This window comes from Acinetobacter psychrotolerans (genome assembly GCF_048552595.1).
Classification (GTDB): domain Bacteria; phylum Pseudomonadota; class Gammaproteobacteria; order Pseudomonadales; family Moraxellaceae; genus Acinetobacter.
In genome coordinates, this window is the sequence record NZ_JBIMDK010000018.1 from 70,397 (window position 1) to 77,325 (window position 6,929).

The following is a 6,929-nucleotide window of genomic DNA, read 5'->3' on the forward strand; positions in this document are numbered from 1 at the left end:
TAGATTACATATGAATATTTGTGTGTTTGGCTCAACTCTTCAAGCTGGCGTAATTGCTGGCTTGTTTGCTGAATATGGACATCAAGTTTATTGGTGCCCTCAAATTGAAGTTGAGCAGCAATCATCAGTCCATTATCAAGATGAAAATTTAAATCAGCTTATTCAAAAACAAATGACCAATCATTCACTGCAATTGATGAGTTTAAAGAATATTCATTTACAGAGTGATGTTTTCCTCTTTAGTTTTAATCCCACAGAATTCAAGCAAGCAATTACTTTAGCCGAAGAGTTGAAAACGCAACCGATTATTCATCCAAAATTAATGCTTAATGGTTCGACTTTTGGTTTGGAAGGCACTGAAAAGTTAAAGCAAATTCTAGTTGCAGATCATTGGGCTTATTTACCGGATACGATTCAAGAAGGGAATGCGATTCAAAGTTTTATTGCTTCCAAACAGGTTATTGTTGGTATTGATGAAGAAAATACTCAACAATTGGTCAAAGAGTTACTGCGTCCTTTCTTTCAATTAAAACAGCAATATTTGTTTATGCCATTTTTGGATGCTGAATTTACCAAGTTGAGTATTTCTGGCATGCTCGCAACACGTATTAGTTATATGAATGATATGGCGCAAGTTGCTGAAAAACTGAACATTGATATTCAAAATGTAAAACAAGGTTTAGCAGCAGATAATCGTATTGGAGCGACTTATCTTTCACCGGGTGTGGGTTTTGGTGGCGAAAATTTCTCGCATGATATTCTCACTTTAACTGGAACCGTGGCAGGTTCTGGTATCCAAAGCCAATTGTTAGATCAGGTTTGGAATATCAACGAGCAACAAAAAGAAATTCTATTTAGAAAATTATGGAATTATTACCAAGGGCAATTGACGGGTAAAGTTGTTGCAATTTGGGGGGCTTCATTTAAAGAGAATACTTCGAGTATCGATAATTCCCCAATTCACGCTATGCTCGCTGCGCTTTGGGCACAGGGTGTGATAGTTCAATTGCATGATCCTCAAGCTTTAGAGCGTGTTGCAAATGTCTATGGTGATCGTCCAGATTTAATTTTATGTCAAGATCAATATCAAGCAGTAGCGAATGCGCATGCAATATGCTTATTGACTGCATGGAAACAATATTGGAGCCCTGATTATACAAAACTCTTGCAAAAAATGGCACATCCTTTAATTTTAGATGGGCGTAATATTTTGGATCCAGATTTTGTGAAAGCGCAAGGTTTTGCTTATCAAGGCGTAGGGCGAGTATGACAATGTCTATTTTAGATACGATGCAGTTAGATGCTGAGCAAAATGTAGAACACTTACAAAAAAAAGCCATTACACAGCAGCAAATACAATTAACGGACTTATTTGAACACGATTCACAGCGTTTTGAAAAGTTTTCAGTCCATTTTAACCCACTCAGTTTTGATTATAGTAAGCATCGTCTTGATCAAGAGATACGAGACTTGTTATTTAAATTTGCCGACACTAAACAATTAACAGAATGGGTGGGGCGATTATTTACAGAAGAGTCAATTAACTATACAGAAGACCGAGCAGCGATGCATTGGGCATTACGTTTACCGAAGCATGATCAAGATTATCCTGAATTGGCTAGTTTGGTTCATCAACAATTAGATCGAATGTTCCAACTTGTTGAAAAAGTCCATGCAGGTCAATGTCGTGGTGCTACAGGTGAAGTGATCCAAGATGTGGTTAATATTGGTGTTGGAGGTTCAGATCTTGGGCCATTGATGGTCAATCACGCTTTATCGGACTTTAAAGTGAGTACAACAAAGCCACTAAAAGTTCATTTCGTTTCTACTATGGATGGTAGCCAGCTTTCTGATTTATTGCATCAGTTGCGCCCAGAAACCACACTATTTATTGTCTCATCTAAGTCGTTTGGGACGATAGATACACTTTCCAATGCACAAACTGTTCGACAATGGCTAGAGAAAGCTCTGGGTGCACAAAAAAGTGTTGTACAACATCACTTTATTGGCGTATCAACCAAACCTGAAAAAATGACGGAGTGGGGCATTTCTGCCGAAAATCAATTCTTACTTTGGGATTGGGTTGGTGGTCGATATTCACTGTGGTCATGTATTGGTTTACCGATTGCTTTACAGATCGGGGTCGAAGGATTTAAGCAGCTTTTGGCAGGTGCTTATGCGATTGATCAACATTTTAAACATGCATCATTTGAGCAAAATATCCCTGTATTGATGGGTTTATTAGGTATATGGAATAATAATTTTCTGAATATTCAAACCCATGCTGTATTACCCTATGATGGGCGTTTAAAGTATTTTGCTTCGTATCTGCAACAGCTTGAGATGGAGTCGAATGGTAAGTCGATTCAAAGGAATAACGAAAAAGTTGCATTGAATACTTGCCCAATTGTTTGGGGTGAAGTTGGTCCAAATGCACAGCATGCTTTTTATCAGTTATTACACCAAGGAACACATGCCGTTAGTTGCGATTTTATTGCGCCCATACAGCGTTATAATGCGAATCAATTTACTTATGCAGAAAGTGCTGAAGCGTTGATTGAGCAGCATCATTTGGCATTGTCCAATTGTTTAGCACAGTCAAGATTATTGGCTTTTGGTAATAAAGCGTTAGATGCTGAAGAATTGCTACAACTACCTGTATATAAGCAATACGAAGGTAATCAACCAAGTTCCACGTTACTTTTAAATGAATTGAGTCCTTATAGTTTAGGAATGTTGATTGCACTTTATGAACATAAAGTTTTTGTACAATCGGTGATTTGGAATATCAATCCATTCGATCAATGGGGTGTTGAAAAAGGCAAAGATATTGCTAATCAATTGCTTCCAATCTTAAGTGGAAAAGAGAAAGATATTTCTCAGTTAGATGCTTCAACACAAGGTTTGATTAAAATCTTGCTTGGAAAAGAATAGAAATATAGGAAAAATTATGGCAACAATTTTAGTCACTGGCGGTGCAGGATATATTGGTTCGCATACGTGTGTTGAGTTACTTGAAGCTGGACATGAGGTTATTGTTTTAGATAATCTTTCCAATAGTTGTGAAGATTCGTTAAAGCGTGTTCAAGAACTAACTGGAAAAGCTTTGACGTTTATTCAGGGTGATATTCGCCAACAACAGGATTTAGATCAGGCTTTTGCTTCACATCAGATTGATGCTGTGATTCATTTTGCAGGCTTAAAAGCAGTCGGCGAAAGTCAGCAAATTCCACTGACTTATTTTGACAATAACATTGCTGGGTCTGTGCAATTGGTACAAGCCATGGAACGAGCCAACGTATTTAATTTAGTGTTCAGTTCCTCTGCAACGGTTTACGATGAAGCCAATATTTCACCTTTAGATGAAACTATGCCGACAGGTATGCCAACCAATAATTATGGTTATACGAAGCTGATTGTTGAGCAATTATTAGAAAAATTATCGATTGCTGATGAGCGATGGTCAATCGCATTATTACGTTATTTTAACCCAGTAGGTGCACATAAAAGTGGTCGAATTGGTGAAGATCCTCAAGGAATTCCAAATAACTTAATGCCTTATGTAACCCAAGTTGCTGTGGGTCGTCGTGAAAAGCTGTCAATTTATGGTAATGATTACGACACAGTTGATGGTACAGGTGTTCGTGACTATATTCATGTAGTCGATTTAGCGAATGCGCATTTATGTGCTTTAAATAATCGCCTAACAGCTAAAGGTTGCCGCGCTTGGAATATAGGTACTGGGAATGGTTCATCTGTTCTTGAGGTCAAGAATACGTTTGAGCAAGTCAATGGTGTTTCTGTTGCACATGAAATTGCACCACGTCGTTCGGGTGATGTTGGAACCTCTTTTGCAAATAATGCACGTGCAGTGACAGAGTTAGCGTGGACACCACAATATAAATTAGAAGATATGCTCGCTGATAGTTGGAATTGGCAGAAGCAAAATCCTACAGGCTATAAAGATTAACTATAATGGTTTAATTCATAAAAAATAGGCACTCCAAGTGCCTATTTTTTATTTCAGAATTCAAGTTAACCTTGAATCAACTGAGTTAATTCGTCCACATAATCTTGCATTGGTTTGGGATTTTTATCTGCACGACTTTCAATATTCAGACGTAAAAGTGGTTCAGTATTAGATGCGCGGACATTTAAACGCCAAACACCAAAATCTAAACTCACACCATCTGTTTGATCAATTGTCGGTTTTTGATCTGCGAAATAATCAAATATTTTCTGAATGGTTTTTTGAGTATCTTTAACTTTAAAATTGATTTCACCACTACAAGGGAAACGCTCAATCATACCTTCAACTAAACTCGACAATGATTGCTGTGTTTCTGAAAGTACGGAAACCACGAGTAACCAAGGAATCATACCACTGTCACAATACGCAAAATCCCGGAAATAGTGATGAGCACTCATTTCACCGCCATATACGGCATTATTTTCACGCATGACATCTTTAATAAATGCATGGCCAGATTTTGATTGAACGGCAATGCCTTTATATTGATCAACAATATCAAAGGTATTCCAAACTAAACGTGGATCATGCACAATTTTCTCACCTGCTTGTTTAAGTAAGAATGCTTGAGCGAGTAATCCAACGATATAATAACCTTCAATAAATTGTCCTTTTTCATCGAAAAGGAAACAACGATCGAAGTCACCATCCCAAGCGATGCCCATATCAGCATGATGTTCTAATACTGCATCACGAGTACTGTCTCTATTTTCAATAAGAATAGGGTTAGGAATACCATTTGGAAAATGACCATTTGGCTCATTATGAATTTTAATAAACTCAATAGGAATATTCAGTTGTTTGAATTTTTCTTCAATGGCATCGACAACATGACCTGCTGCACCGTTGCCTGCATTCATTACCAGTTTAAGTGGTCGAATTTTTGTTGGATTGATATAAGTCAGTAAATGTTCAATGAATTCTGGAAGAATATTATATTTTTGTGTTGTGCCTTTTTGTGCAACATCAATGAATTGCTCAGATTCAGAAAGAGCTTGAATCTCTTTTAAACCGGTATCTGAACTAATTGGTCGTGCATTTTCACGAACCAATTTCATGCCATTATAATCCATAGGATTATGACTTGCAGTGATTTCAATACCACCTTGAACATCTAGATGAAATGCACCAAAGTACACTTCTTCAGTTCCTGTCATACCTAAATCTATAACATTGATACCCGCATCATTTAAACCACGAATCGTTGCTTGTTTTAATTCTTCGCTGGATAATCGTACATCACAACCGACCACAACAGTTTTGGGTTGATAAATTTGCCCATAAGCACGACCAATTTTATAAGCAATATCTTCATTCAGTTCTGAGCCAAGTTTGCCTCGAATATCGTAGGCTTTAAAACACGTCAATTTATTCATATTCATCTATCTGTTGTATAAAGTTTAATGACAGTAAAACAGTATTTTAACCTTAAAGTGTGTCAATATTTTTTTGGTGTTGTAAAATCAGTGAGAAAAATGTGAACAATACTTGCTTATATGTAATTATTTACATTTATAAGGTTAATTATAAGATAAATAAATAAACTAAAACGTGATATGAAATACAAAAATAAGTGATGAAAGTCATTGTGTTGTATTTTTAGTCAGCAAAAAAAACAAAAATAAATTAATAAATACGGCAAAAATGTTAACTAGTTATCATTTTTGCCGTTATAATGCCAAAAATTTTACCACTAATAATTTAAAAATGAGGCAAGAAATGGCAAATTCACAAGATTTAGGACTTAATCCTGCTATAGGTACCGTCACTGGACTTTTAAATACAGTAAATGCGATCGGGTTTAAACCAGGGGTAGATGTCACCTTAACTTTTTACGACACGATTACAAAAATTTTACTTAAAACAGTTATTGTTAAAGCAGATGCCACGGGTACTGTTAATTATCAGACGAGTGAATTTCTAAATGGTGAAACTGTAAACTTAGTAGGTAAAAACTCGCAAGGTTTAGAACTTACCAAAACGCAAGTTGTTAAAGATTTTGTCGCACCTGCAGCACCTATTGCAAATATTGATGCTGAGGGTACTATGGTGTCAGGCAATACTGAACCAGGCGCAGTGATTAAAATTAAAAATGCAAATGATGAAGTGATTGCCACAACTACGGCCGATAAAAATGGTAATTTCAGTGTTCCATTAGTACCTGCTCAAATTGCGAGTGAAGCATTAAAAGTAACAGCTTCAGATGGCTCTACCAATCACAATGAGTCTGTGCCTACATTACTCGTCGCACCAGATAAAACCCCACCTGCAGCACCGACTAACTTGGCTATCGTGCAAGAGGGCAGTGTTGTCACAGGTAAAGCAGAACCGAATTCAAAAATTGTGATTAAAGACCCTGCAGGTAATGTGATTGGAACTGGAACAACGGATCCAACGGGTTCATTCTCTGTAAGTTTAACTACACCACAAAAAGACAACCAAACGTTATCTGTAAATGCCATAGATCCTTCAAATAACAAATCACTAGATGCAACAGTAAAAGCTTTGGATTTAACTCCACCTGCAGCACCGACTAACTTGGCTGTCGTGCAAGAGGGTAGTGTTGTCACAGGTAAAGCAGAACCAAATTCAAAAATTGTGATTAAAGACCCTGCAGGTAATGTGATTGGAACAGGAACAACGGATCCAACGGGTTCATTCTCTGTAAGTTTAACTACACCACAAAAAGACAACCAAACGTTATCTGTAAATGCCATAGATCCTTCAAATAACAAATCACTAGATGCAACAGTAAAAGCTTTGGATTTAACTCCACCTGCAGCACCGACTAACTTGGCTGTCGTGCAAGAGGGTAGTGTTGTCACAGGTAAAGCAGAACCAAATTCAAAAATTGTGATTAAAGACCCTGCAGGTAATGTGATTGGAACAGGAACAACGG

General features: G+C 37.1%; 5 protein-coding genes. 4 read left to right on the plus strand and 1 reads right to left on the minus strand.

All coding sequences use genetic code 11. From position 1 onward, the window contains the following. Positions 1-10: 10 nt before the first annotated feature. Genes ACG94X_RS14015 through galE form a run of 3 tightly spaced genes read left to right on the plus strand, consistent with a single transcriptional unit; the run spans position 11 to position 3,970 of the window. Positions 11-1,270: a nucleotide sugar dehydrogenase gene (locus tag ACG94X_RS14015; RefSeq protein ID WP_419384320.1), complete on the plus strand. Its 1,260-nt coding sequence runs from the start codon at positions 11-13 to the stop codon at positions 1,268-1,270. A gap of 20 nt (positions 1,271-1,290) precedes the next feature. Beyond that, the gene (gene pgi, locus ACG94X_RS14020) at positions 1,291-2,934 is read left to right on the plus strand and encodes a glucose-6-phosphate isomerase (protein ID WP_419384330.1); all 1,644 of its coding nucleotides are present in this window, start codon (positions 1,291-1,293) and stop codon (positions 2,932-2,934) included. Positions 2,935-2,950: 16 nt separating this feature from the next. Continuing rightward, positions 2,951-3,970: a UDP-glucose 4-epimerase GalE gene (gene galE / locus ACG94X_RS14025; RefSeq protein WP_419384321.1), complete on the plus strand. Its 1,020-nt coding sequence runs from the start codon at positions 2,951-2,953 to the stop codon at positions 3,968-3,970. A 65-nt stretch (positions 3,971-4,035) separates the two neighbouring features. On the opposite strand, the gene ACG94X_RS14030 is transcribed toward galE, so the two are convergent. Then, positions 4,036-5,406, minus strand: coding sequence for a phosphohexomutase domain-containing protein (locus ACG94X_RS14030; RefSeq protein ID WP_419384322.1), 1,371 nt, complete (start codon positions 5,404-5,406; stop codon positions 4,036-4,038). Positions 5,407-5,749: 343 nt separating this feature from the next. Here ACG94X_RS14030 and ACG94X_RS14035 point away from each other — a divergent pair. Next, positions 5,750-6,929 (plus strand): Ig-like domain-containing protein (locus ACG94X_RS14035; protein WP_419384323.1); only part of this gene is annotated, 1,180 nt, incomplete at its 3' end.